The sequence below is a fragment of the Streptosporangium sp. NPDC050855 genome (assembly GCF_044456585.1).
Lineage (GTDB): Bacteria > Actinomycetota > Actinomycetes > Streptosporangiales > Streptosporangiaceae > Streptosporangium > Streptosporangium longisporum.
Genome location: NZ_JBITFY010000011.1, coordinates 78,067 through 100,376 on the forward strand (window position 1 = coordinate 78,067; position 22,310 = coordinate 100,376).

Here is a 22,310-nt window from a genome sequence, read left to right on the forward strand (position 1 = left end):
CCCCGTATGGCCGCTTGGCCTGACCGCGTGCTCTTCGGCGCCGCCTACTACCACGAGTACGAACCCGCCCATGATCCCGGCCTTCAGCGTGACGAGCGGCTCAGGACCGATCTCGACCTGATGGCCGAAGCGCGCTTCACCGTCATCCGCGTCGGCGAGTCGGTCTGGTCCACGTGGGAGCCGGAGAACGGGCGGTTCGACCTGGACTGGTTGCAGCCGGTGCTCGACGGCGCCCACGAACGCGGCATCTCCGTCATCCTGGGCACCCCGACCTACGCGGTGCCGCCGTGGCTGGCCCGGCTGTACCCGGAGATCACCGGCGAGGACGCCACCGGGCGGCGCATCGGCTGGGGCGCCCGGCAGGAGGTCGACTTCACCCATCCGGCCTTCCGCTTCCACGCCGAGCGCGTCATCCGCACGATCACCGCCCGGTACGCCGATCACCCCGCGGTCATCGGCTTCCAGGTCGACAACGAACCCGGCCTGCACCTGCTCCACAACCACGGCGTCTTCCAGCGCTTCCTCGACCACCTGCGCGAACGGTACGGCGACGTGGAGACCCTCAACCGCGAATGGGGCCTGGTCTACTGGTCGCACCGCCTGTCCACCTGGGCCGACCTTTGGGCACCCGACGGCAACGCCCAGCCCCAGTACGACCTGGCCTGGCGGCGGTTCCAGGCCGACCAGGTCACCGGGTTCATCGGCTGGCAGGCCGACGTCGTCCGCGAGTACGCCCGCCCCGAACAGTTCGTCACCACCTGCATCTCCTACACCCGCCAAGGCGTGCAGGACGACCGGCTCGCCGAGCGGCTCGACATCGCCGCGGGCAACCCGTACTACGACATGCAGGACGGCCTGGCACTCCCCGACCCCACTCCCGACGAGCACGAGCAGACCTGGAAGACCACCGGGGTGTGGGCGATGTACCGGACCGCGGACTGGATGTTCGCCTCCCGCCAGGCACCGTTCCTGGTCACCGAGACCAACGCGGCCTCCATCGGCTTCGCCTGGGACAACCGCCCCGCCTTCGACGGCCAGTGGCGGCAGGCCGCCTGGGCCCACGTCGCCCGTGGTGCCCGCATGATCGAGTACTGGCAGTGGCGGACGTTGCGTTTCGGTGCCGAGACCTACTGGGGTGGCGTCCTGCCGCACAGTGGCCTGCCCGGCCGCACCTACGCCGAGCTGGCCCGCCTGGGCGCCGAGTTCGACACCGCCGGCCCGCTCGTCGCCGGGCTGGAACCGGACACCGACATCGCCCTGGTCTACTCGACGCCGAGCAAATGGCTCATGCAGCGGCACCCGCCGCTGGCGACCGCCGACGGCGATCCCGACCCCGCCGCCTACCACCGCATCTTCGACCCCTTCTACCGCGGCGCCTTCGACGCGGGCCGCCAGGTGCGCATCGTCCACGCCCGCCGGCTGCACGGGATGCCGGCCGAGGAGGCCGTGCGACGCCATCCGGTTCTTCTGGTCCCGGCGCTGTACATCGCCGACGACGTGACGATCGACCGGCTCGCCGCCTACGCGCACGCGGGCGGCCACCTGGTTCTCGGCCCGCGCACCGGCTACGCCGACCACGAGGCCCGCGCCCGGCACGAGCCGGCGCCCGCACGGCTGGTCACCGCGGCGGGCGTGCGTTACGACGAGTTCAGCAACCTCACGCGCGACCTGCCGGTACGCGCCGTTCCCGGCGGCGCGCTCGACCTGCCGGCCGGTGCGGCCGCGACACACTGGGTCGACGGCCTCACCGTCGTCGACGCCGACGTGCTCGCCACCTACGACCACCCGCACTTCGGCCGCTGGCCGGCGATCACGACCCGCCGCCACGGCACGGGCCGCGTCACCTACGTCGGCACCGTGCCCGGCCGCGACCTCGCCCGCGCCCTGGCCCGGTGGCTCGCACCGACCCCGGTCGGCGGGTGGTCCGACGTGCCCGCATCCGTCACCGCGACCACCGGGACCTCTCCCGACGGGCGCCGCGTCCACGTGGTGCACAACTGGAGCTGGGAACCCGCCCGTGTCGAGGCTCCCGCCCACCTGGCCGACGTCCTGGACGGCGCGTCCGTCCCCGCCGGCACGGCATTGGACCTCGGCCCCTGGGACGTGCGGGTGCTCGTGACCACACCCCACCTCCCCGGCTGAAGATCTCCCACGAAGGCACCTACCAGGACACGGCTTCACGATCCAGGTCCTGAGACATCCCCCACAGGAGGCACCGTGACCACAAGGAAATGGCTCGGCAGGGTGATCACCGCAGGGTTGGCGGCAGTGCTGTTGATCCTGGCGTCCATCCCGGCCCATGCCGTCAGCCCGACACCTCGGACGCTCTACCAGCTGCCCGGCGACGCGCAGTGCACCAAGGGCTTCGGCAACTGCGCGGCGGTTCCGAAGGCGGCGGCGCTGCCGGGCGGCCGCCTGGTCTCCGCGTTCGAGAAGGCGACCGTCGGTCCGTCGGGCACGGCGGCCGGTCAGGTCATCCCGGTCTACAGAAGTGACGACGACGGCACGACCTGGCAGTGGCTGTCCGACGTCCGGGCACCGGCGTACATGTCGAGCAACCCCGCGCACGCGAAGTACACGAGCAACTGGGCGAGCCCGTACTTCTACGTCCTGCCCCAGAACGTCGGCGATCTGACCGCGGGCACGTTGCTGCTGTCCACGGTGGTCACCGGCGAAGACGTCTACTACACCGAACAGAGGGCCGCCGACCCCGGCTGGGTGCCGACCAACGACGGCGACCGCCGCGACATGGCGATCGCCCTCTACGCGAGCACGAACCAGGGCGCGTCCTGGAACTTCCTCAACATCGTCACGACGGGCGGCTGGCAGGGCGGCAGCGCCGGCGCCATCGGCCAGCGCATCGCCCGCGCCAACACCTACCGGCAGGTCGACCCCGTGTGGGAGCCCTACCTGATGGTGTACGACAACCGGCTCGTCGCCTACTACTCCGACGAGAACGACTTCACCGGCCACAACCCGTCCACGGGCGTCTTGACGATGCGGGGCGACAACGCCACGGCGGGCGACTCGCACGGGCAGGTCATCGCGCATCGAACCTGGAACGGCAACACCGCCAGCCCATGGAGCGCACCGGTGGTCGACGTCGCCGGCCTCACCCAGAACGTCGGCGGCGTCACCCAGATCGGGGGCGGCCGTCCCGGCATGCCCAACGTGGTGCAGACCACCGACGGCCGGTGGATGATGACGTACGAGTACTTCGGCGGCGGCGACAACGTCCGCTACAAGATCTCGTCGAACCCGCTCGACTTCTTCTCCGTCGGCGGCGCGGCCGGAACCGACATCACCGCACTTCCGGTCACGGCCGGCTCCCCCGCGCTCACGACGGGCGGAAGCCCGGTGATCATCCGGCTTCCCGACGGCCGCCTAGTGTTCAACGCCGCCGGCAGCGGCGACGTGTGGACCAACCCCAGCGGCAGCAGCACCGGCGCCTGGACCCGGCAGCACACCACCATCGAGGGCGGATACTTCCGCAACCTGACCTATGTTCCCCGGACCGGCCGGGTGCTGATCATCGCCGGGTTCAACAACCTCCGACACGCCGACATCGACTTCGGACGTTCCACCGGGGCCTACTACAAGCTGGTCAACCGGCAGAGCGGCAAGGTCCTCGACGCGTTCGGCGCCGGTCTGGCCGACGGCACCGACCTCGTGCAGTGGACCGACAACGGCGGCCACAACCAACATTGGCATGTCACCGATGTCGGTGGAGGCCACCGGACGCTCCTCAACCGCAACAGCGGCCGGGCCGTCTCCATCTGGCAGGCGAGCACGGCCGATGCCGCACGTGCTGCGCTGTGGGTGCAGAACAACGCGTTCGACCAGGCCTTCACCCTCGAACCGGTCGGTGCCCACTACGAAATCCGTGCCCGGCACAGCGGCAAGCTGCTGAGTGTCGCGGGTGGATCCACTGCTGACGGCGGCCAGGTCATCCAGTGGCCGGACGAGAACCGGCCCGAACAGCAGTGGTCTCTGGTCCAGGTGTCGAGCTAGTCCCCGTACGATCTCGCTCCCTTCAGCGCCGGGGGGGAAGACCATCGGGCTTCGGCGCGTGGTCCTCCCCCTGGTCGCGCAGCCCGGCCGCCGAGCCACGAGGGGATGTTCGATCAGTGGTGTCTCTGCGGATCTCCGGGTCCTCCGCACACCGGCTCAGGTCCGGCGAGCCAGAGCGAGCGCCGAATCGCTCGTGTCGGCCAGGCATGCACCGGCCACCTGTTCCTCGCCAGGTGGCGGCGGGATCAGCTCACCGGGCTCATCCGCGGACGTGCCCGAGTCGCAAGGCTGTGGTGCGATCGACCTGATCTATCCGCAGCGGAATGACGACGTTCTCCGCTCCGGAGCCAGGACGTGCCGGCTCCGGTCCCCGGCCCAGGCCGCTTCGAGGATCGCGGTCAGGCTGGCGGTGTCGGTCGGGCCCGGATGGTTCTGGATCAGGCGGGTGACGCCACCGGCCATCTCCGCGAAGCGCGGGAGGTCGGCGCGCGCCACGCCGATGTCCGCCAGGGTGGCGGGGATGCCGATGTCGGCGAGGAGCCCGTCGAGCCAGGTGAGGAACGTGTCCGCGGCCTCGGCGTCCGAGGCGCCGGTCACGTCGAGCCCGCACACCCTGGCGAGGACGGCCAGCCGGTCGCCGACGGCGTCCCTGGCCGCGTCCAGCGCGTAGGGCAGCAGCAGCCCGACGCCCAGGCCGTGCGGCGTGTGGGTGGCCGCGCCGATGGGGTACTGGAGCGCGTGCGGAGCCGCGTTGCCCGCGTGGGAGAACGCGAGCCCGGCCAGCATGGACCCGTAGGACATGTCCGCGCGCGCGTCCTTGTCTCCTCCGTCCCTGACGACACGGGGCAGGCTGCGGGCGATCCGCTCCGCGGCCAGGAGCGCGTAGTGATCGGTGATCGGGTTGCGGCCGAGGAAGACCTGCTCCACCGGGTCGCGCGGTCCGTGGGCCCGGGGTCGCGCGGTGTAGCTCTCCACCGCGTGACAGAACGCGTCGATGCCGGAGTGGGCGGTGACGGTCGCGGGGCAGGTGTAGGTGAGCTCGGGGTCGACGATGGCGAAGTCGGGCACGATGTGGACGCTGGAGACCCCCACCTTCAGCGCGCGGTCCGGGTCGGTCAGCACCGAGACGGGCGTGAGCTCGGAGCCGGTGCCTGACGTCGTCGGGACCGCGACGAGAGGAAACGTCGGCCCCGGCACCTTCGACTCGCCGTAGAAGTCGCGCGGCGTCCCGCCGTGGCGCCGGATGACGCCGACGATTTTGGCGAGGTCGATCACCGTGCCACCCCCGATGGCGAGGATCACGTCGGCGTCCACCTCCGCGGCGGCCGAGACGGCCAGGGCGACGTCGGCGAGCGGCACGTCCGGGGTCGCGTCGGCGAACACCCCGACGACGTCGGCCTTCTCCCGCACGGCGGCCACGATCCCGGCCACGCCCGGCTGCCCCAGCAGAACCCGGTCGGTCACGATGAGGACGCGCGAGCCGCACTCGGCCACCACTCGCGGGATGTTCTGCGCGACCCCTTCGCCCACCATCAGCTGGCGTGGTCCGCGGACGGTCTCAAGCATGTCGGTGCCTCTCTGGAACGTCGGCGGTGATGTGCCGGGCGGAGGGCCGGGGCCCGCCCCACGGGCGGAGGCCGGTCAGGTCGTGTGCGCACAGGGCGCGGTGATCCTCGGCGGGCACCCGGAGCGGCGGGCCGGTCACGGCAGGTCGATCGCCGCGTAGGTGACGTCGAGGTACTCGAGGATGCCCTCGTGCGACCCCTCCTTGCCGATCCCGGACTGCTTCACGCCTCCGAACGGAGCCGACGGGTCCGAGATCAGGCCACGGTTGACGCCGACCATGCCCGTCTGGAGCCCCTCGGTGAACCGGAGCGCCCGCCGGAGGTCACGGGTGAAGACGTATCCGACCAGGCCGTGCTCGGTGTCGTTGGCCTTCGCCATCACCTCGTCGTCGGACGTGAACGAGATGATCGGCGCCACCGGGCCGAAGATCTCCGCCGCCAGTATCCGCGCGTCCTCGGGCACGTCGACGAGGACCGTGGGCGGGTAGAAGTGGCCCGGCCCGTCCGGGCGCCCGCCGCCCACCAGGACGCGGGCGCCGCGATCCACCGCGTCGGCGACCAGCTCGTCGATCTTGGCGACCGAGGCCTCGTCGATCAACGCCCCGACGTCCACGCCGTCGTCGAGACCATGGCCCACCGAGAGCGCGCCCATCCGCTCGGCGAAGCGCGCCGTGAACTCCTCGCGCACCGGCTCCTCGACGTAGATCCGGTTGGCCGCGATGCAGGACTCCCCGATGTTGCGCATCTTGGCCACCATGGCACCGTCGAGCGCGACGTCCAGGTCCGCGTCGGCACACACGATCAGGGCCGCGTTGCCGCCCAGTTCCATGGAGGTGCGCAGCACGTTGTCGGCCGCCTGTCGTAGCAGCACGCGACCGACCTCGGTCGACCCGGTGAACGAGAGCTTGCGGGTCCGGCGGTCGGCCAGCAGTGCCGAGACCACCTCGCCGGCACGCCCGGTCGTCACGACGTTGACGACGCCCGGGGGGACGCCGACCTCCTCCATGATGCGGGCCAGAAGCAGCATGGTGAGCGGCGTCTGGGCCGCCGGCTTGGTGATCGTCGTGCAGCCCGCCGCCAGCGCAGGAGCGATCTTGCGGGCGCCCATGGCCAGCGGGAAGTTCCAGGGCGTCACGAAGACGCACGGTCCGACCGGCTTCGGCACGGTAAGGATGCGATATCCACCCGCGGGGGCGGTGTTGTAGCGCCCCTCGACGCGCACCGCCTCCTCGGCGAACCAGCGGAAGAACTCGGCGCCGTAGGCCACCTCTCCCCGGGCCTCGGCGAGCGGCTTGCCCATCTCGAGCGTTATCAGCCGGGCGACCTCCTCGGATCGCCCGGTCAGTGCCCGGTACGTCGCGGTCAGCAACTCCGACCGTTTTCGCGGCGGGGTCGCCGCCCACTGCGCCATCGCCCTGCTCGCCGCGTCCAGAGCGGCGAGCCCGTCGGCGACTCCGGCGTCCGCCACCTCGGCGATGGTCTTGCCGGTGGCCGGGTCCTCGACGGCGAAGGTGGCTCCGTCGGCGGCGTCGCGCCAGGCGTCGCCGATCCGGAGCCGCCGGTGCTCGGGGGCCAGGACGTTCATCGGGTCGTTCATCGCGTCGTCTCCTGTGTGTCCTTGGTGATGTCCGGCGTGACCTCGGTGATCGCGCCACGCGCCGTGACGAACGGGTCGCACGGCCTCGTCGGGGCCGAGGGTGCCGAGCGGGTCGGACGTGGCCTCGGCCCCGGCCGCGGGACGACGCCCCGCGCCGCCGATCGCCTTCCCGGGCCATGGCCGCTTCGGTGTCGTCAGGCCGTGCTCGCCGGTGACGGTCCGCCGAGGCTCGATCGCCGCGTGCGGGCGCACGGTGACGTCGCCGCCCTGCGCGGTTATCTCCCGGCCTCGGACAGCGCCAGCCCGGTGCCCGCGTCGAACAGGTGCGCACGGTCCAGGTCGACCGTGACGAGCAGCCGCTCGCCCGGCGTGCCGGTGACGGTGGGCCGTGCCTTGACCTTGAGGATCTCCGTCCCCACCTGGACGTCGACCACCGTCCGGTCACCGAGCGGCTCAAGGCCGTAGAGCTCACCCGGCAGCGACGCGTCCCCGCGCCGCTCGACGGACAGGTCCTCCGCGCGCAGGCCCAGCAGCAGCGGACGACCGTCCTCGGCGGTGGTCCAGCGGGGCCGCGGCAGCGTCCAGCCTTCGGCCCCGACCAGGCGGTCCCCCTCGGCGTGGCAGGCGAGCAGGCTGATCGGCGGGCTCCCGACGAAGCCCGCGACCCACTGGTTGGCCGGGCGCTCGTACACCTCGGCCGGCGTTCCGACCTGTTGCACCTTTCCTTCCTTGAGGACCGCGACCTGGTCGGCCATGGACAGGGCCTCGACCTGGTCGTTGGTCACGTAGACGAAGGTCGCCCCGAGGCTGCGGTGGATGCGGGTGAGCTCGGTGCGCATCTCGACGCGGAGCTTGAGGTCGAGGTTCGTCAGCGGCTCGTCCATGAGGAACGCGCGCGGGCGGCGGACCAGCGCACGGGCCAGGGCGACACGCTGCATCTCACCGCCCGACAACTGCGCGGGACGACGCTGCAGCAGACGTTCGATGTGCAGCAGGTTCGACATCTGCCCGACGGCGGCGGCGATCTCGCCCGAGGAACGGCGGCGTGCCCGCAGCGGTGAGGCGATGTTCTCGTACACGGTGTGCCGCGGGTAGAGGGCGTAGCTCTGGAAGACCATGGCCAGGTCGCGTGCGGCCGGGGTGTCACCGGTCGCGTCCCTGCCGTCCAGACGCACCGACCCGGCGTCGAGCCTCTCCAGGCCGGCGATCGCTCGCAGGGTCGTCGTCTTGCCCGCCCCGGAGGGCCCGAGCACGACGAAGAACGAGCCGTCCGGCACGTCCAGCGTCACCCCGTCCAGGGCCTGGACCTCACCGAAGGACTTGCACAGGTCGTGCACCGCCACGGTTCCCATCAGGCCACCAGCTCTTCCGTGCTCACGTCGTAGACCGGCGGGGGCCCGCCGGTGTGCCGCAGCCCGACCGGTGCGTCGGCGGCGAATCGGACGGTCGGTGGCATCCGGACCCGTACGTCGCGCCGGCCGTCGTGGTCGAGCACGTAGATGATCTCGTCGCCGAGCCACTCGGCCGAGATCACGCGGGCCGGGACCGAACGTTCCGCTCCCGGTTCCGTGACCTCCAGCGCCTCCGGCCGGACGCCTGCGACCAGGGAACGGCCGCGCGGCAGGCTCGGCGGCGGGGTGAGGGCCAGCCCGCTCTGGCCGCGCAGCTTCCCGTCGGCCACCTCCACCTCGATCAGGTTCATCGGCGGGGAGCCGATGAACGCGGCGCAGAAGAGACTCGCCGGACGGTCGTAGACCTCCAGCGGCGTGCCGATCTGCTCGACGCGGCCCTTGTTGAGGATGGCGATCCTGTGACCGAGCGACATCGCCTCGACCTGGTCGTGGGTGACGTAGACCATCGTCGTCCCCAACTCCCCCTGCAGGTGCTTGATCTCCGTGCGCATGTCGGCCCTCAGCTCCGCGTCCAGATTGGTGAGGGGTTCGTCCATGAGGAACGCGCGTGGTCGCCGCACCAGGGCGCGGGCGAGTGCGACGCGCTGCTGCTCCCCGCCGGACAGCCGGTGCGGCCGCCGGTCCAGGAGCGGGCCGAGCCGCATCAGCCGGGCGGCCTCGTCGACCCGCTCGTGCACCTCCTGCTTGGGCAGCCCTTCGGCCCGCAGCGGGAACGCCAGGTTGTCGCGGGTTCTCAGGTGCGGGTAGAGAGCGTAGAACTGGAACACCATGGCGATGTCGCGCTCGGCGGGCGGCAGGTCGTTGACCAGGGTCTCGCCGATGCGGATGTCGCCGGTGGTCTGCCTCTCCAGGCCGGCTATGGCCCGCAGCGTGGTCGTCTTGCCGCACCCCGAGGGGCCGAGCATCACGAACAGCTCGCCGTCGCCGATGGACAGGTCCACGTGTTCGACCGCGACCGTCCCGTCCGGGTAGCGCTTGTGCAGGGCGGTCACCTCGATGCCCGCCATCAGCGTCGCACCGCCCCGAGCGTCACGCCGGCGACGAGGTGCTTGCGCACCAGGTAGGCGAAGACGAGCACCGGCAGGGCGAACACCACGGAGGCGGCGGCCACGAGACCCCAGTCCACGGTGGTTCCGCCGATGAGGCCGGCGATGGCGGGCGGGGCCGTCCGCACGCTGTCGCTGGAGGTGAGGAAGATGGCGAACACGAACTCGTTCCAGGAGAAGATGAGTGCGAAGACCGCCGTCGCGGCGATGCCGGGCAGGAGCAGGGGGAGGGTGAACCTCCAGAACGCCTGCAGGCGGGTGTAGCCGTCGAGCATGGCGGCGTCCTCGTACTCCGCGGGAACCTCGTCGACGAACCCCTTCATCATCCAGATGGTGAACGGGACGTTGAACGCGGTGTAGATGAGGATCAGGCCGAGCTTGGTGTCGATGAGCCCGGCCTGGCGGTACATGAGGAAGATCGGGATCACGACCACCACGGGCGGCATGAAGCGGGTGGACAGGATGAAGAACAGCTGGTCCTTCTTGGCCTTCACGGCGAAGCGCGAGTAGGCCCAGGCCGCCGGGACGCCCAGCACGGTGGCCAGCGCCGTGGAGGCCCCGGCGACCACGACGGAGTTGAGGAACGCCACGGACAGGGACGAGCGGCCGCCGCCGGAGGCGAGGAACACGTCCTTGAAGTGGTCCATGGTGACCGTGAAGTCGAAGAACTTGGCCGGGACGGCGTAGACGTCGCGGTTCTCCTTGATGGACGTCTCGATCATCCACAGCACCGGGAAGAGCATCACGACGGCCAGCACGGCCAGCAGCGCGATCTCCAGCACGGAGCGGCCACGGCCGCCACTGCCGCCGCGGCGGCGCGCGGGGGGCGTGCGATCCCGGGCAGGACCTTCGGACACGGCCTCGTCGACGGAGAGGGCCATCAGTCCTCCTTGAGCTTGTTCAGGTAGCGCAGGTAGAGCTGCGTGAGGACGATGACGACGAGGACCATGAGGATCCCGTACGCGGAGGCGGTTCCGGTGTTGAAGCCCAGGAAGGCGACCTTGTAGACGTGGAACGACAACGTCTCGGTGGAGACCCCCGGGCCTCCGCTGGTGAGGATGTAGACGAGGTCGAACAGCCGGAAGGCCTCGATGGCCCGAAACAGCACGGCGATGAGGAGCAGCGGCCACACCAGCGGAAGGGTGATGGTGCGGAACCGGAACCACTCGGACGCCCGGTCGATCGAGGCGGCCTCGTACAGGTACCTGGGGACCGCGGTGAGGCCCGCGAGGGCGATGAGCATGATGAACGGCGTCCACTGCCAGGTGTCGACCACGATCAGGGAGATCAACGCCGTTCGCTGCCGGGTGAGCCACTCCACCTGCCCCAGGCCGAGCGAGCCGAGCATGCTGTTGATCACGCCGAACTGCGCGTCGAGCATGAATCGCCAGAACAGCCCGACCACGACCTGCGACAGCATCATCGGAACCAGGAACAGGGTGGTCAGCAGTCCTCGCCCGTGCGTGCGCCGCGAGATCAGGTAGGCGATGGTGAAACCGAGCACGGTCTGCAGGGTGACCGCGCCGACCACGTAGACCAACGTCGTCAAGGCCCTCAGGTGGACCTGCGGCGACGTCAGGATGGCGGTGTAGTTCTCGAACCAGACGAAATTGGCGGACCCCCCGCGGGTGGCCGAGTAGTCGGTGAAGGACAGGTACAACGCCCACAGCAACGGGAACACCGACATGGCGAGCAACAGCAGCAGCGCCGGGGAGATGAAGGCCACGGTGAGCCGGCGGTCGCTCAGGCGGGACCGGCCCGGGGCGGGCGGCGTCGCGGACGCCACCTGCCCGGGGTGGCCGGTCGTCGGGGGGGCGGGGTCACTCACAGTCCGCCGCCGCCCTTGCGGTTGCCGGAGTCGAGCACGGCCTGCTGCTCCTTGGCGATGTCGTCGAGCGCCTCCTTCGGCGTCTTGGCGCCGTTGAGGGCCGCGTTCACGTTGGTGTTCTCGATGTCGACCATGCGCGCGTACTCGGGGACGTTCCACATGTCCCGCATCCGCGAGACCGAGTCGGTGTACACCTGGTTGAACGGCCCGGCGTCGAGGAACTCGGGCGACTCCAGGGCGTCCGTGCGCGACGGCACGCCACCGGCCGCGGCCCACTTCTTCTGGACGTCGGCCTGCTCGAACCACTTCATGAAGTTCAGGGCCTCCGCCTGCTTCTCCGCGGACGAGTAGGCCGACACGTGCATCCCCATGCCGCCGAGGGGCACCAGGTTCGTCTTCTGGCTCGGCAGGGTGGCGAACCCCAGCTTCTTGAGAATCTCGTCCCGCGTGGTGCCGAGCGTCGACTGCTTGGGGTCGAGCAGGCCGCCGCTCGCGGCGATCCAGTTGAACGCGATGCACGCCTTGCCCTGGGCGACCGCCGCGTTCACCTCGTCGATGAACCAGTTGCCGGAACCCTTGGCGGTCAGCGGCTTCATCTTGTTGACCAGGACGTCCATCGCCTGCTGGCCCGCGGTGTCGTTGATGACGCCGTCGATCTTGCGCGTCTTGGGGTTCCAGAGGTTGCCGCCGTAGACGCCGTTGACCGTGTTGTAGGTCACGGCCGCGGCGTCGGAGCCGTTGGCCTGGTGGAAGGCCAGCCCGCTGACGCCGGGGTTGTCGGCCTGGCACTTCTCGGCGGTCGAGATCATCTCGTCCCACGTCTGCGGTGGCTTGTCGCCGATCAGGTCCTTGCGGTAGATCATCGTCCAGGTGTCGCCGAGCAGCGGCAGTCCGTACAGGCTGGCGTTCTCGTCGCGCTTGCCGGTCTCCGCCTGGGGGTACTGGCCGTAGGCCGCCAGGAGGTAGGGGTTGTAGGCCTTGACGTCGATGTTCTTCTTGACGAAGTCGGTGAGGTCGAGGATGTTGCCGTTCGTCACGGCCTCGCCGATGTGCTGCGAGTCCAGGATCGGGATGTCGAAGTCGGTCTTGTGCGCTGCGAACTGGGTGAACATCGCGTCGTGCCAGTTCGCGTTCGGCACGGTGTTGACCTTGATGGTCACGTTCGACCGCAGCTTGGTGTACTCCGCGTTCGCGAAGTCCTCCAGAGCGTGGGCGGGGGGCCAGTCGAACCAGATGAAGCTGAGGGTCAGCGGGTCCTTGGTGAGCTCCGGGACGGCCGCCGGCGCCTTGGGGGCGCCGGCCTTCGCGCCGTCGTCCTGGCCACAGGCCGCCATGGTCGTGGCCACCAGCATGGCCGCCGTCGCCAGCCGCACCTTCCGGCGGGGGACGGACGGTCGTCCTGTTCGCGGATACCGCATCTTCTTGTCCTGCTTTCTGGGGGGACCTCTGGGCCTTGCCGCGTGCTTCGCCGGGCGGTTGCCGGGTCGTTCAGGCGTGTTGCCGGCGGTCGCAGGGGCTGACCCGCAGACCGGCGTCACGAGTACGCCGCGATGTAATGGGGCTTCAAGCAGTCGAGAAGTCCTTCGGTCCTTGTACGGCCCGGTGGCGGATCGAGGAGGACGTCGAGCATGCTCACGAGAGCTCCGACTGATCGAATCGGAGCGATGGCGGGCGGTTCCGCGATGGGTGAAGGATGGGTGTCATCCGCCACCTTTCCTATACGATCCGGGTGGGAGCGTCAATATCTTGCAGCATTGCGATCGATGCCGGCACATTCCCGAAGGCGCAGGAAAGGACCTCACGTCACGATGGACGACGAAGCGATGATCGCGCGACGCCGTGGGGCCACGACGGACGGGACGCCGCCGGGAAGATCTCGCGGCCGGCTTGCCGACGAGGTGTACGACACGCTGCTCGGACAGCTGATGTCGCTACGGATCGAGCCCGGCTCCCGCGTCACGATCGACGTCCTGGCGCGGGAGCTGGGGGTCTCGCAGACGCCGATCCGGGACGCCCTGAACCGCATGGAGGCCGAGGGCCTGGTCGTGCGCGTGCCCCATGCCGGCTATCGCATTCCCCCCCAGATCACCCGTGACCGATTCGAGGACATGCTGGAGATCCGCCTGCTCCTGGAGCCGGCGGCGGCGCGCAGATCCGCCGAACGCGCCTCCTCGGCGCAGGTGGCCGGTCTGCGGCGGATGCTGGAGGAGATGGCGGAGCTGGAGGGGGGCGACGGGATCATGGCCTATGGAGCCTTCGGGCTGCGCGACGCCGCCTTTCACGATCTCGTCGCCTTCAGCGCGGGGAACCAGGTGATCCGCGAGGCGCTCGCCCGCCTGCACACCCACGTGCACCTGTTCCGGCTTCTGCACGACACCCAGGTCACCCACCTGGCCATGGCCGAGCACGAGGAGGTCCTGGCCGCGATCGCCAGGCGTGACCCCGACGCCGCCGCCTACGCCATGCGCCGGCACATCCTGCTGTCCGGCGAGCGGTTCCGGCGGCTGTTCGACCAGGCCGAGGGCGCGGACGGAATGGCGGCAAAGGCTTGACGGGAGGACCGGGCCGGGGAATGCTGACTCAACCGGATCGGATCGGATCCGATCGGATCCACCTCACCCGCCCCAGATGCGAGGAGACGTAGGTGCCCAGAGCGCTGCTCCTGACCGGCGACGCCGCCGAGGAGCTCGACACCATGTATCCCTACTACCGCGTGCAGGAGGGCGGCTGGGACGTCGACGTCTCGTCACGGACGATGCGTGACGTTCAGCTGGTCATCCACGAGTTCGACCCCGGCTCCGACGCCTACGTGGAGAAGAACGGCCGGAAGCTGCCGGTCGACGTGCCCTGGGCCGAGGTCGACGTCGAGCGCTATGACGCCCTCATCATCCCCGGGGGGCGTGCCCCCGAGTGGATCCGGGTCGACGCCGACGTCAGGCGCATCACCGAGCACTTCTTCGCGCGCAACCTCCCGATCGCGCTGGTGTGCCACGGCGCGCAGGTGCCGGCCGTGTACGGGCTGCTGAAGGGGCGGAGGACGGCGTGCTTCCCCCCCATCACCGGTGACATGGAGAACGCGGGCGCGACGGTCGTCGACGCTCCCGACGTCGTGGACGGCAACCTCGTCTCCTGCCGGGGCTGGCCCGACATGCCGCAGTTCGGCAGGGCGATGATGGAGGTCTTCTCGAAGTCCGTCGGCTCCGCATCGTCATGAGCGCACCGGACCCGTCCCGGTGACGGCACTTCGGACCGTCACCGTCGACGGCTCCCCCGTCCACGTCCTGGAGAGCGGCACCGGGCCCGCGGTGCTGATGCTGCACGGCTCCGGACCCGGTACGACCGGATCCGGCGCCTGGGCGACGACGGCACAGGCGCTGGGCACGTCCTGGCACCTGGTGGCTCCCGACCAGGCGGGGTTCGGCCGTACACCGGTCCCGGCGGGCTCCAGGGGCGGGCTCCGGCTGTGGACGGAGCAGGCCGCGGGCCTGATGGACGCTCTGGGTGCCGGGCACTACGCCGTGGTGGGCCACTCCATGGGCGGTGCCGTGGCGCTGGCGCTGGCGGCCGCGCGTCCCCGGCAGGTCACCCGTGTCGTGGCGGTCTCGACGATGGGCGCCCCCGGGGCGCCGCTGTCCGCCGAGCTCGACGCGGTCTGGGCCGCCCCCGCCGGCCCGCTCGGGGCACGGGACATGTTGAGCCGCCTCGTCCTCGACCAGTCGCTCGTGACCGAGTCGGCCGTCGCCGCCCGTGCGGCCGCGATGCGAGCGGGGGCCGCCGCATACGCGTCGTTGTTCCCCCCGCCCAGGGCACGCTGGGCCGACGAGCTCGCCCTCTCGGCGCAGACGCTGGCAGGGATCCGCGCGCCCGTGCTGCTCGTCCACGGCGCCGAGGACCGGGTCACCCCGCTCGGGACGGCGGCCCTGCCCCTGCTCGAACACCTGGCCGATGTCCGTCTGCACGTGCTCGGCCGGTGCGGGCACGTGCCGGCGCTCGAGCACCCGCACGACTTCAGGCGACTCCTGTCGTGCTTCCTCGGCCGGGACCGCCGAACCACGGGGTGACTCCTGACCGAGAAGGCACCGGTGACGACCACCGTGATCCGGGCGTCCGAAGCGACGGACCTGGAGGAGCCCGCGGTGACGCGGGACGGGGCGGGGATCGCGGTGCCGCGGGACCGGGACGCCGGCTTCGAGCCGAAGATCGTCCGCAGGCGGCAGCGGCGTCCGTCCGGCCGGCCGGATTCAGCCTGTCCGGGGCATGCGGCCGGAGCACCCTGGTAAAAAACTTTTGACGTCATGTCCGCTTTGCTTTACATTGACGATGTCAAAGTTTTTTTACATGGGAGCAGGGCATGTCCTCCGAAGAGAAACGTTCGTGGATCTACCTCGTGGTCGGCGCCGGTGTCGCCGCGGTCTACTTCGTCACCGTCATGTCGAAGGTGCCGGGCGCGGACGTCGCGCGGATCGCCTACGTGCGGCCGATGCTCATCGCCATCGGCGCCGGGATCGGCCTGGGCATCGCCGCCGGCATCGCGGCCGCCGTCGTCTCGCCGAGGGAGGCCGGCCGGACCGACGAGCGCGACCGGCAGATCCACCGGCTGGGCGAGTACGTCGGGTTCTACGTCATGAGCATCGCCGCGACGGTCCCGCTCGCCCTGGCCATGGCGGAGGCCGCCCACTTCTGGATCGCCAACGCGCTGTACCTGGCGTTCGTCCTGGCCATGCTCGCCTCGTCGATCACGAAGATCGTCTTGTACCGCCGGGGCTTCTAGTCATGGTCAAACCCACGAAGGTCACGAACTCGATCCGGGCCCTGCGGTTCGCGAACGGCGAGATGACGCAGGCGCAGCTGGCCGACCGTGTCGGGGTGACCCGGCAGACCGTCATCGCCATCGAGCAGGGCCGCTACTCGCCGTCGCTGGAGATGGCCTTCCAGATAGCCCACGTCTTCGGCGTGCCGCTCGACGACGTCTTCCAGTACTCCGGCTCCGAGGACTGACCCCCCACGACCGCGAAGGACGTCGCGGCCCACGCCGACCTCGTCACCGCCGTGATCGGGTTGGCGATGCCACCTGGCTGAGCCCCTCTGCCGTCACCCCGGCCACCGTCACGGAGGTGTCGATGATCCTCCGGCTGCTCGTGAAGGGCGTCAAGGCACCGCAGCGCGACCGTCCCGCCGCCGTCGCCGTCGCCGCCGCCGCCGCGTGACCCTGACCGCGAGAGCGCCACCGTGACCCTCTGCTCCCCCGGACCGACCCGGCCCCAGTGCACCGGCGCGAGAGCCGGGCACGGCCCCACCTCACCCGAGAGGACCCCTCCCCATGACCACCCCGAGGATCACCCCGGCCACCGTCCCGGCCACCGTCCCGGCGACCACCCGCACGAGCACTCCGACCAGGATCGAGACGACCATGACGACGACGATGATCGCGATCGCCCGCGACGCCTACTGCGAACCGGCGCGGCTCCGGCTGCGCGACATGGCCGTCCCGAGCATCGGCGCCGACGACGTGCTCGTCCGCGTCGAGGCCGCGGGCGTCGACCAGGGGGTGTGGCACGTCGTCACCGGCCTGCCCTACCTGGTGCGCGCCGCCGGTTTCGGGCTGCGCCGTCCCAAGAACCCCGTTCCGGGCATGGACGTCGCCGGCCGCGTCACGGCCGTCGGTGCCGACGTCACCCGGTTCCGTCCCGGCGACGAGGTCTACGGCACCTGCGACGGCGCGTACGCCGAGTACGCCCGCGCCCACCAGGACAGGCTCGCCCCCAAACCGGCCACCCTCACCTTTGCCCAGGCCGCCACGGTGCCCGTCTCCGCCTGCGCCGCCCTCCAGGGGCTGCGCGACGCCGGCGGGCTCACCGCCGGGCAGAAGGTCCTCGTCACCGGCGCAGGCGGCGGCGTGGGCAGCTTCGCCGTGCAGCTCGCCAAGGCCTACGGCGCCAACGTCACCGGCGTGTGCCGTACCACCAAGACCGACCTGGTCCGCTCCCTCGGCGCCGACCACGTCATCGACCGCACCCGCGAGGACTTCACCGCCGGCACCGACCGCTACGACCTCATCCTCGACACGGCCGGCAACCGCTCCCTGAACCGGATACGCCGCGCCCTCGCCCCCCGCGGCACGCTCGTCATCGTCGGCGGGCCCGGAAGCGGACGCGTGCTCCAGGGCGCCGACCGCCAGATCCGGGCGATGCTGCTGTCACCCTTCGTCGGCCAGCGCCTGACCGGCCTCATGTCCACCGAGCCCGCCGCCGACCTGCGTACCCTGGCCGACCTCATCGACTCCGGCGCCGTCACCCCGGTCCTCGACCGCACCTACCCCCTCGCCCGGACCCCCGAGGCCATCGACTACCTCAGAACCGGCCGGCCCACCGGCAAGATCGCCATCATCGTCTGAGGGCTTTACGCGCCTGATCGCCTCGGAAGGCCGACCTGGCCGATCTTCAGCCGGGGGCGGGAGACGCACGGCGAACGACCGCCGACGGGTTCCGACGGCGATGCCATAATCCGTCGTATGACAGCTGATCTGCCGACCTCAGGGGGTGGCCGCCCCAGCTTGGCCCAGGTGGCCGCGTTGTCGGGAGTGTCGGCGAAAACGGCGTCGAGGGCGTTGAGCGGTGAGGGATATGTGGCGGCCAGGACCCGCCGGCGGGTGCACGAGGCCGCAGACCGGCTCGGTTACCGGCCCAACGGGGTCGCTCGTGATCTCCGTCGCGGCGCCAGGGCCTCCACGCTCGTCGGCCTGATCAGCGGCGACCTGGCCAACCCGTTCTACTCGCGGCTGGCCAGCGGGCTGGAGCGGGAGCTGCGGATGAACGGCCTGCAGCTCATCACCGCCAGTACCGAAGAGAACCCCGAATGGGAACGACAGCTCACCGACACACTGCTGGAACGTCGTGTCCGAGCCCTGGTGATCGCCTCGACCATGGCCAGGCACGACCACCTCGCCGGTGAGCGGATACACGGCATCCCGTTCGTCTTCGTCGACCGCCCGCCGGCCGGGCTGTCCGCCGACGCGGTGCTGCTCGACAACCGTGCCGGCGCCCGGCAGGCGGCGAGACATCTGGTCGCGGCCGGGCACCGGCGCATCGGCGTGGTCGGGGACCTGTCCCGGTTGTTCACCCATCGTGACCGGATCGCCGGGTTCACCGAGGCGGTGGAGGCGGCCGGAATCACCGACTGGGCCGACCACCTCCTGGAGGACGCGCACGACGTGGCCGCCGCCGAACGGGCGGTGAGGCACCTGCTGGGCCGGACCCCGGCACCGACCGCGCTGTTCACCCTGAACAACCGGATCACCACCGGCGCGCTGCGTGCCCTGCGCGGGCACGCGGCACCACCGGCGTTGATCGGCTTCGACGAGCTGGACCTGGGTGACCTCCTCGGGGTCAGCGTGGTCACGCATGACCCCGAGGAGATGGGGCGGTGGGCGGCGCGGCTGCTGCTCGACCAGCTCTTCGGTGACGCCTGCGAATCGGCTCGGCACGTGGTGCTGTCGACCCGCCTGCTCATCCGTGACTCGAGTGAGCGTCCGCCGCCGCACGGCATCGGCGGCTGATCGCCCGCGGCGCCGCCTCCCGTGTCGCGACCTGGGGCGGCGTCAGGGGGCGGCGTTGAGCAGGTCGAGCGCGCTGTGCTGGCAGCTGTGGTTGGTGGGCGTGAGCGGGCCGGCCCAGTGGCTGCCGTAGCCGTCGAGGCTGTCGCGGTTGCGGGCATGGGCGGTGTCGGCGTTGCGCTTGAGGTAGGCGTCGTAGGCGCCGCCGGTGACCCTGTTCAGGGCGCCGAGGCCGCGGATCGCCGCGCCCTTGAACGACGCCCCGTCACCGCCGCAGGTGTCGCTCTCGTTGGGTTCGCGCAGGATGCCGCCGGGGCTGAGGTAGCCACTGGTGGTCAGCGCGTCCCCGATCCGGCGGGCCGTGGCCAGGGCGTTCGCGTCCCCGGTGAGCCTGTTGAGCTCCACCAGCGCGTTGATCAGCACGCCCTGGTTGTAGGTCCAGGTGGTGTCCCCGTTGTTGCGGCAGGTGCTCAGGTCGATGCCGTCGTTGACCAGGTTCGAGCCGTTGACCATGCCGGTGTTCTGGAACCAGTTCCAGGCGGCCTGGGCCCGGCCGCGGTAGACGGTGTCGCCGGGGATGCGCTGGGACAGCTCGGCGTTGAGCTGAATGTAGAGGCTGTTCTCGATGGCGTTCTTCTGGGCCCGGTCGGTCTTCCACCACACCCCGCCGCCGCAGCGGCCGTCCCAGTAGGCGTGCATGTGGTCGGCGTCGGCGCGGGCGGTGTTGAGGTAGCGGCCGTCGCCGGTGACGTCGTAGGCGGCCACCCAGGCCAGGCCCCACCAGCCGGTGTCGTCGAGGTACTCGTTGCGGAACTGCCCCTGGTGGGCGTTGACGTTCTTGTCGTAGGTGCCCGCGATCGCGTAGCGGTAGCTGCCCATGCCGCTGCGCTGGATGTTCTCGATGAGCGCGGTGAGCGCGTTGGCGCCGGTCCACCACCCGTTGCCGTCGAACAGGCCGGTGGCGCGGTCGTAGCGCATCATCAGCGCGGTGGCCGCCGCGGTGCGCCGGTCACCGGCGTTCCAGGTGCTGCGCGTCCACGCCGTGCAGGTGATCTCGGGCCGGTTGCCCGCCTTGCCGCAGGCGCGCAGGGCGCCGACGCCCTGGCCGGCCCAGTCGTCGACGTTGAACATGGCGGTACGCGTGCCGGAGGCCCCGGCCGGGATGACGGTGAAGCCCAGGCGGCTGTCGGCCCAGGTGCGGCCGCCGTCGAACGAGCGGTCCAGCCACACCTCGTCCGTGGCGCTGCCGCCGTCGACGGTGGCCCAGGCCATCGAGTCGGTGTCGTTGACGTGCACGGCGAAGCGCCGCCCGTACAGGGTGCCGGAGACCGGTTGCCGGTCGGAGGGGGAGAGCGCCGGATCGCGCCCGTCGCAGTGGCGGTTGCAGATCGTCGCGGCGGCACGCGCACCGGCTCGCGCACCGGTGTCGGTCACGGCCCGGGCCGGGCCGGTGACGACCGGTGCGGCCGCCGTCACGACGGTCACGGCGGCCAGGACCGCCAGCCCGCGCAGGGACTTCATCATGGTTCCTCGATTCACTGTGACGAAAGTGGTGAGGTGGTGCCGGGGCTCGGTGCACCGAAGGCGCCGAGTCCCGTTCTCATCGGGGGCGGACGGTCGGACCGGCGTGGCGCCGGCGTCGAGGTGAGGGGCGCCGCGAATTCCCGTTCTCTTCGTGTACGCCGTTCCGGGCCCGGCAGTCGGCGGCGGGTCCGGAACGGCTCGCGCCGTCGGTGAGCCTGGGCTGCGCCGGGAACATCGATTTCCCTTTCGACGCCGCCGGAACGCTCGCGAGGAGCGATCGAGGGTGGGCGGTGGGCGGCTCTGGTACGGGGGGCCACCAGAGCCGCCCACCGGATCATCGGAACGGGCCGGCGCCGGTCGTCGTCGGCGCGACCCGTTCACGCGGACGGCAGCGTCCAGCGTTGGGCCGGTGAGCCGTTGCAGTCCCGCAGTTGCAGCCGGGTGCCGTCGGTGTCGGCGCCGTTCGTGACGTCGAGGCACCGCCCGGACTGCGGGTTGACGAACGAGCCGCCGGAGGCGAACGGCCGGTCGAAGACCATGTTGAAGTAGAGGGTGCACGTCGGGCTGGAGGCGCAGAAGTGCCCGGACGTGATCGAGCCCCGGACCTCGGTGCCGCTCACCGCGGTGAAGTTCAGGTCGGTGGTGCTCGTGGCGCCGGAGCCCAGTTTGAACAGCAGGTCGGCCCGGTTCGTCGAAGGGAACGTGAAGCGGGCCATGCCGGAGCGCGTCGTGGTCGTGAGCTCGGTCTCGACGCCGTTGCCGAGCGTCACCGTGTACGCGCCGGCACCGGCCGACTCCGCGCTGTGGGAGAAGCTCGACGTCGCGGCGCCGTTGACCGCGCCGGTGGTCGGCATGATGGGGATGTCGGCCATCGCGTTGCAGCCCGACCGGGACAGATGGGTCAGGCTGAAGCCGGTGATGGTGCCGTCGCCGCAGACGTAGTTGCCGCCCGGAGGCCGCGACGGCGTGTCGGGACTCCACTGCACCATGCCGAACGGCGCGTCGGCGCCGGGGAAGGTGTCGCCCTCGTGAGAGGTGCCGAGCAGCGGGTCGACCATGGCCGCAGGGTCGGCCACCGGTGCGGCCGCCGCGGGAGTGGCGATGCCGACCGCGAGCGCGAGGCTTGGGAGCAGAAGTACGGGGATCGCTGGAAGCGATCGCCATCGAGCCTTCATGGTGACTCCGGAGATCGGACCAGACCGGGGGGGAATCAGTCCGAATAGGGGGGTGCGGTAACCGTAATAAAAGATGATGTTCACCGATACGTCAACGATGTCACATTCTGCGATTTGACCGTCCTTCGAACAGCCGACCGCCCCGTCGACCTGGGGAAACGACGAAGAAACCGTGGCGGCGACGCCGTGCTGGAACGTTACACCGTCACGTCGATTTCATTGCGGTCCGTACGGTCACCGGCCGGTCGTCGGCCGGATCACGACAGACCGCTGCGGGCACGAGCCCGTCCGGCACCTCCCACCGGATCGCTCGCGCCCGCCTGCCCTGCTCGGACCGCGAGAAGTCCCGGGCGGCCGCCGCAGTCGCCCGCGTCGGCCGGCCGCCTTCGAACGCAAGGCCTTGCCCATCGCTGCAAGAAGTCGTGAACCCGTGAGCCGTCCGATCTGCGAGAACCGCGCCCTGACGGCGCACTGCCTCGTCGGGCCGGGCTGGGTCGAGTCACTGCTCCTCGGGGCGATCCCGGCTCCCACCGACCCGGTGTCCGCCGCCGCGCTGTGCCCATCTCGATCACCGACTCCCGCGGCGTCGAGACGTGCCGC

General features: G+C 70.8%; 18 protein-coding genes. 9 read left to right on the forward strand and 9 right to left on the reverse strand.

Annotation, left to right across the window (positions count from 1 at the left end):
• Window positions 1-6: 6 nt before the first annotated feature.
• On the forward strand, window positions 7-2,142 hold the full coding sequence (locus ACIBCT_RS22420; RefSeq protein ID WP_399191421.1) for a beta-galactosidase: 2,136 nt from the start codon (window positions 7-9) through the stop codon (window positions 2,140-2,142).
• A 75-nt stretch (window positions 2,143-2,217) separates the two neighbouring features.
• The gene (locus tag ACIBCT_RS22425) at window positions 2,218-4,011 is read left to right on the forward strand and encodes an RICIN domain-containing protein (protein WP_399191422.1); all 1,794 of its coding nucleotides are present in this window, start codon (window positions 2,218-2,220) and stop codon (window positions 4,009-4,011) included.
• A 309-nt stretch (window positions 4,012-4,320) separates the two neighbouring features.
• On the opposite strand, the gene ACIBCT_RS22430 is transcribed toward ACIBCT_RS22425, so the two are convergent.
• From ACIBCT_RS22430 to ACIBCT_RS22460, 7 genes are all read right to left on the reverse strand, one after another.
• Complete coding sequence (locus tag ACIBCT_RS22430) at window positions 4,321-5,577, reverse strand: iron-containing alcohol dehydrogenase (protein ID WP_399191424.1); 1,257 nt, start codon at window positions 5,575-5,577, stop codon at window positions 4,321-4,323.
• Between the two features lie 135 nt (window positions 5,578-5,712).
• Window positions 5,713-7,173 (reverse strand): NAD-dependent succinate-semialdehyde dehydrogenase, encoded by a 1,461-nt coding sequence (locus ACIBCT_RS22435; protein WP_399191426.1) that lies wholly within the window; start codon window positions 7,171-7,173, stop codon window positions 5,713-5,715.
• A gap of 275 nt (window positions 7,174-7,448) precedes the next feature.
• Complete coding sequence (locus tag ACIBCT_RS22440) at window positions 7,449-8,525, reverse strand: ABC transporter ATP-binding protein (protein ID WP_399191428.1); 1,077 nt, start codon at window positions 8,523-8,525, stop codon at window positions 7,449-7,451.
• Window positions 8,525-9,592: an ABC transporter ATP-binding protein gene (locus ACIBCT_RS22445; RefSeq protein ID WP_399191430.1), complete on the reverse strand. Its 1,068-nt coding sequence runs from the start codon at window positions 9,590-9,592 to the stop codon at window positions 8,525-8,527. The genes ACIBCT_RS22440 and ACIBCT_RS22445 overlap by 1 nt, the downstream gene beginning before the upstream one ends.
• Window positions 9,592-10,512: a carbohydrate ABC transporter permease gene (locus ACIBCT_RS22450; RefSeq protein ID WP_399191432.1), complete on the reverse strand. Its 921-nt coding sequence runs from the start codon at window positions 10,510-10,512 to the stop codon at window positions 9,592-9,594. Before ACIBCT_RS22450 ends, ACIBCT_RS22445 begins: the two co-directional genes overlap by 1 nt.
• Window positions 10,512-11,459: a carbohydrate ABC transporter permease gene (locus ACIBCT_RS22455; protein WP_399191434.1), complete on the reverse strand. Its 948-nt coding sequence runs from the start codon at window positions 11,457-11,459 to the stop codon at window positions 10,512-10,514. Before ACIBCT_RS22455 ends, ACIBCT_RS22450 begins: the two co-directional genes overlap by 1 nt.
• Window positions 11,456-12,877 carry an extracellular solute-binding protein gene (locus ACIBCT_RS22460; RefSeq protein ID WP_399191436.1) on the reverse strand — a complete coding sequence of 474 codons (1,422 nt, stop codon included), beginning with the start codon at window positions 12,875-12,877 and terminating at the stop codon, window positions 11,456-11,458. The genes ACIBCT_RS22455 and ACIBCT_RS22460 overlap by 4 nt, the downstream gene beginning before the upstream one ends.
• Before the next feature lie 390 nt (window positions 12,878-13,267).
• Here ACIBCT_RS22460 and ACIBCT_RS22465 point away from each other — a divergent pair, with 390 nt between their 5' ends.
• The 7 genes from ACIBCT_RS22465 (at window position 13,268) to ACIBCT_RS22495 (ending at window position 19,014) form a co-directional block, all read left to right on the forward strand.
• A complete protein-coding gene (locus ACIBCT_RS22465) occupies window positions 13,268-14,011 on the forward strand; it encodes a GntR family transcriptional regulator (RefSeq protein ID WP_399191438.1) in 744 nt (247 codons plus the stop codon).
• A gap of 92 nt (window positions 14,012-14,103) precedes the next feature.
• Window positions 14,104-14,673, forward strand: a complete 570-nt coding sequence (locus ACIBCT_RS22470) for a DJ-1/PfpI family protein (RefSeq protein WP_399191440.1) — start codon at window positions 14,104-14,106, stop codon at window positions 14,671-14,673.
• 19 nt (window positions 14,674-14,692) lie between these two features.
• The gene (locus tag ACIBCT_RS22475) at window positions 14,693-15,520 is read left to right on the forward strand and encodes an alpha/beta fold hydrolase (protein ID WP_399191442.1); all 828 of its coding nucleotides are present in this window, start codon (window positions 14,693-14,695) and stop codon (window positions 15,518-15,520) included.
• 290 nt (window positions 15,521-15,810) lie between these two features.
• On the forward strand, window positions 15,811-16,230 hold the full coding sequence (locus ACIBCT_RS22480; protein ID WP_399191444.1) for a hypothetical protein: 420 nt from the start codon (window positions 15,811-15,813) through the stop codon (window positions 16,228-16,230).
• A gap of 2 nt (window positions 16,231-16,232) precedes the next feature.
• Window positions 16,233-16,457 carry a helix-turn-helix transcriptional regulator gene (locus tag ACIBCT_RS22485; RefSeq protein ID WP_399191446.1) on the forward strand — a complete coding sequence of 75 codons (225 nt, stop codon included), beginning with the start codon at window positions 16,233-16,235 and terminating at the stop codon, window positions 16,455-16,457.
• 322 nt (window positions 16,458-16,779) lie between these two features.
• Entirely contained in the window at window positions 16,780-17,853 is a 1,074-nt protein-coding gene (locus ACIBCT_RS22490; protein ID WP_399191448.1) for an NAD(P)-dependent alcohol dehydrogenase, read from the forward strand.
• Between the two features lie 117 nt (window positions 17,854-17,970).
• Window positions 17,971-19,014 (forward strand): LacI family DNA-binding transcriptional regulator, encoded by a 1,044-nt coding sequence (locus ACIBCT_RS22495; RefSeq protein ID WP_399191452.1) that lies wholly within the window; start codon window positions 17,971-17,973, stop codon window positions 19,012-19,014.
• A 42-nt stretch (window positions 19,015-19,056) separates the two neighbouring features.
• Here the strand turns inward: ACIBCT_RS22495 and ACIBCT_RS22500 are convergent, their stop codons facing one another.
• Complete coding sequence (locus ACIBCT_RS22500; protein ID WP_399191454.1) at window positions 19,057-20,535, reverse strand: glycoside hydrolase family 76 protein; 1,479 nt, start codon at window positions 20,533-20,535, stop codon at window positions 19,057-19,059.
• A gap of 377 nt (window positions 20,536-20,912) precedes the next feature.
• Window positions 20,913-21,710: an RICIN domain-containing protein gene (locus ACIBCT_RS22505; RefSeq protein ID WP_399191456.1), complete on the reverse strand. Its 798-nt coding sequence runs from the start codon at window positions 21,708-21,710 to the stop codon at window positions 20,913-20,915.
• Window positions 21,711-22,310 lie beyond the last annotated feature (600 nt).